Below are 2256 nucleotides of genomic sequence, written 5' to 3' on the forward strand. Positions count from 1 at the left end.
CCGTCGACGTGCTCGCCCATGAACTCGTACGGGCCTGCCGTCCACGCGATCTCTACCCGGTAGACGCCCGGGGGAATGCGCACCGCCAGCTCCCGGGGGGGTGTGGTCGGCAGCCCTCTTCTGTACTCCCAGACCTGGTCGTCATGAAATGGCGCATCGACGACGAGCCGGCCGCTCGGTATGCGGATCGTCGTCAGCTCTTCGATGCCCGTCACGACTACCGGCGTTGTCGGATCGTCGTACACCGTCCCCAGGTGAGCACCGCGCGTGAAAGCCGCCTCCAAGTACCAGGTGGCCTCAGGCCCGGCTGCCAGCCGCGCGTCCCCGACCCACTCCATGTCCTACTCCCTCCTCGCCACCCGGCCGGGCGGTCAACCGAAAGCTACGTGGGCCCTCTGACGTCGGCACTTCTTGCATCGTCGCAATCCGTGATCGCTCCCCAATATCTGTGCCAGAACCCGCTACTGCTCGATAAATCCAGGCATTCTGAATGGAAGACGCCCCTCTCCGCCAACTCCCTGCGGAGCAGCATTGTTGTATCTCCACCCTCAAGAAGACGGCGGAGCTGGACGGTACGACGGGGCCAGCACTGTCAGTGACTTCGCTGAGCTCCGGACCCATCTCGACAGCCCCCAGCAAGTCGCCGCCCGCATCCGGGTATGCCGCGCATCGCCGTTGCAGGAGCGGAGAGCGTGCCTGGGGGTTCATGGAGAGCCGAGGAACTTGTCCGTCAACGATTCAATGAACGTGGCAGCCTCGATCTCGGTGACGGGTCCTCACCGAAGGTCGATCACCGCCCACACTCTGCGCCCGTCTTCCGCGGTGTCCGTGCCGCACGACACCGCGCCCAGCCCGGTCAGCTCGGGCAACACCGCCGTGTCACCGACTGCCAGCCCCGGCTGGTGGGACAGGGCAACGACCAAAGCCTGCCGCTCCTGGTCAGCGAGATGCACGGACACACGGCGACCACCGTCCGCGACCGCCGTACGCACCAGCGCGCCCGTGAGATCAGCGGCAGCCTGGTCCGCCTCCCGGTACCCCCACTCGTGAAGCTGCCTCAGCACATGTTCGGTGGCCTTGCCCGCAGCCCAGGGGGCCGCCTCCAGGCACCAGTTCGCGGACCGCCGGTTCCGCACCTTCATCCGGGCCCGTGCGGTACCCACCAAGCCGGTTTCCGGCCGCGGCGGCTGCAGGGGACGCTTGGGCGGGGGCGGGCTCTTCGGCGGGTAGTCCGGGGTGTGCTCAGCAGTGGCCATCGGCGCTCCAAGCATCAAGGCGAGTATTCATCGTAGAACCCCACCAGCCACAGCGCGGAGATCCGCAAAAATCGGACACGGCAGCTATGCGGCTGCCATGCGTTGAAGGTCGAGGGCACACCATGAGTGAGGCACCACAGTGACCGGCGGCCCCTTGGACGGGCAGATCGTCGAGCTCCACCCCGTCCAGGAGCCAAGCGGTGAGTACGGCTTCCTGTCCGGCAGGAACATCGCCCCCGGCGGGCCCGCCTACGTACGGGACAGGCACGGCCGGTGGTAGACGTTCGCCAGTCCGGCAACGGCATCCTGATCACCTCCTCCCCTGCCGAGATCGACGGCGTTGCGGCCTCATGGCCGCTGCGACTGCGCAACGACGTCGACGGCGGGCCGAACGAGGTGGGCGCAGCCCTCACGGCCGGGCGCGGCCACATCTTCGGCGTGACCGAAGGACCCGGCCACAGGACCGTTCTGGCGTTCATGCCCGACCATCCCGAGGAAGGCGTCGGCACGCTGGCCCGGGTCCGCACCCCCGAGGACCCAGACGGCGAGATCGTCTTCGAGCGGAGCGCGGAACGACCGATGGAACTGTGGGCCGAAGCAGGGGTGAGCCTCCTGCGGATCCTGCCGCAGCTCGCGCTGGTCGGCGATCCCGGTCTCGCTCAGCGGGGTGCCCATCCTGGGAGAATCCGTCGACGGAAGTCGTGCTGGCCTTACTGGTGTCGTAGGTCGCTGACGGTTTCGCCGAACTCCCGCTTGAGGGATCTGCCGAGGTGTTTGGGGTCGGGTACTCCCCAGCGTGCCGCGATCGTGGCGGTAGAGATGCCGGCGGAGGCGGGGTCGAGGAGGTCCCGGCGGATCCGCGACAGGCGTTCGTGCCGGATCCAGGCGGCGAAGGTCAGGTCGCCGCCTTTGAAGAGTGCGTGCAGGTGCCGGACGGAGATGCCGTGCTGACGCGCGACTTGCTGAGCGCTGAGGTGACAGTCGTCAAGGTGGGCCAGGG

The 2256-nt window shown here is 67.8% G+C and carries 4 protein-coding genes and 1 pseudogene; 1 reads left to right on the forward strand and 4 read right to left on the reverse strand.

Features of this window, described 5'->3' with window-relative positions:
* Positions 1 to 338: pseudogene (locus tag ABT001_RS35885) on the reverse strand (hypothetical protein); the annotation flags it as partial.
* Between the two features lie 438 nt (positions 339 to 776).
* Positions 777 to 1256 carry a hypothetical protein gene (locus tag ABT001_RS35890; RefSeq protein WP_351285889.1) on the reverse strand — a complete coding sequence of 160 codons (480 nt, stop codon included), beginning with the start codon at positions 1254 to 1256 and terminating at the stop codon, positions 777 to 779.
* A 154-nt stretch (positions 1257 to 1410) separates the two neighbouring features.
* On the opposite strand from ABT001_RS35890, the gene ABT001_RS35895 reads away from it, so the two are divergent.
* Positions 1411 to 1536, forward strand: a complete 126-nt coding sequence (locus ABT001_RS35895; protein WP_351285890.1) for a hypothetical protein — start codon at positions 1411 to 1413, stop codon at positions 1534 to 1536.
* Between the two features lie 68 nt (positions 1537 to 1604).
* Here the strand turns inward: ABT001_RS35895 and ABT001_RS35900 are convergent, their stop codons facing one another.
* Together ABT001_RS35900 and ABT001_RS35905 are read right to left on the reverse strand one after the other, a co-directional pair.
* Positions 1605 to 1931: a hypothetical protein gene (locus ABT001_RS35900; protein ID WP_351285891.1), complete on the reverse strand. Its 327-nt coding sequence runs from the start codon at positions 1929 to 1931 to the stop codon at positions 1605 to 1607.
* Between the two features lie 35 nt (positions 1932 to 1966).
* The coding region (locus tag ABT001_RS35905; RefSeq protein ID WP_351285893.1) for a helix-turn-helix transcriptional regulator at positions 1967 to 2256 on the reverse strand (290 nt) is incomplete at its 5' end.

The organism is Streptomyces sp. NPDC002793 (genome assembly GCF_040295485.1).
Lineage (GTDB): Bacteria > Actinomycetota > Actinomycetes > Streptomycetales > Streptomycetaceae > Streptomyces.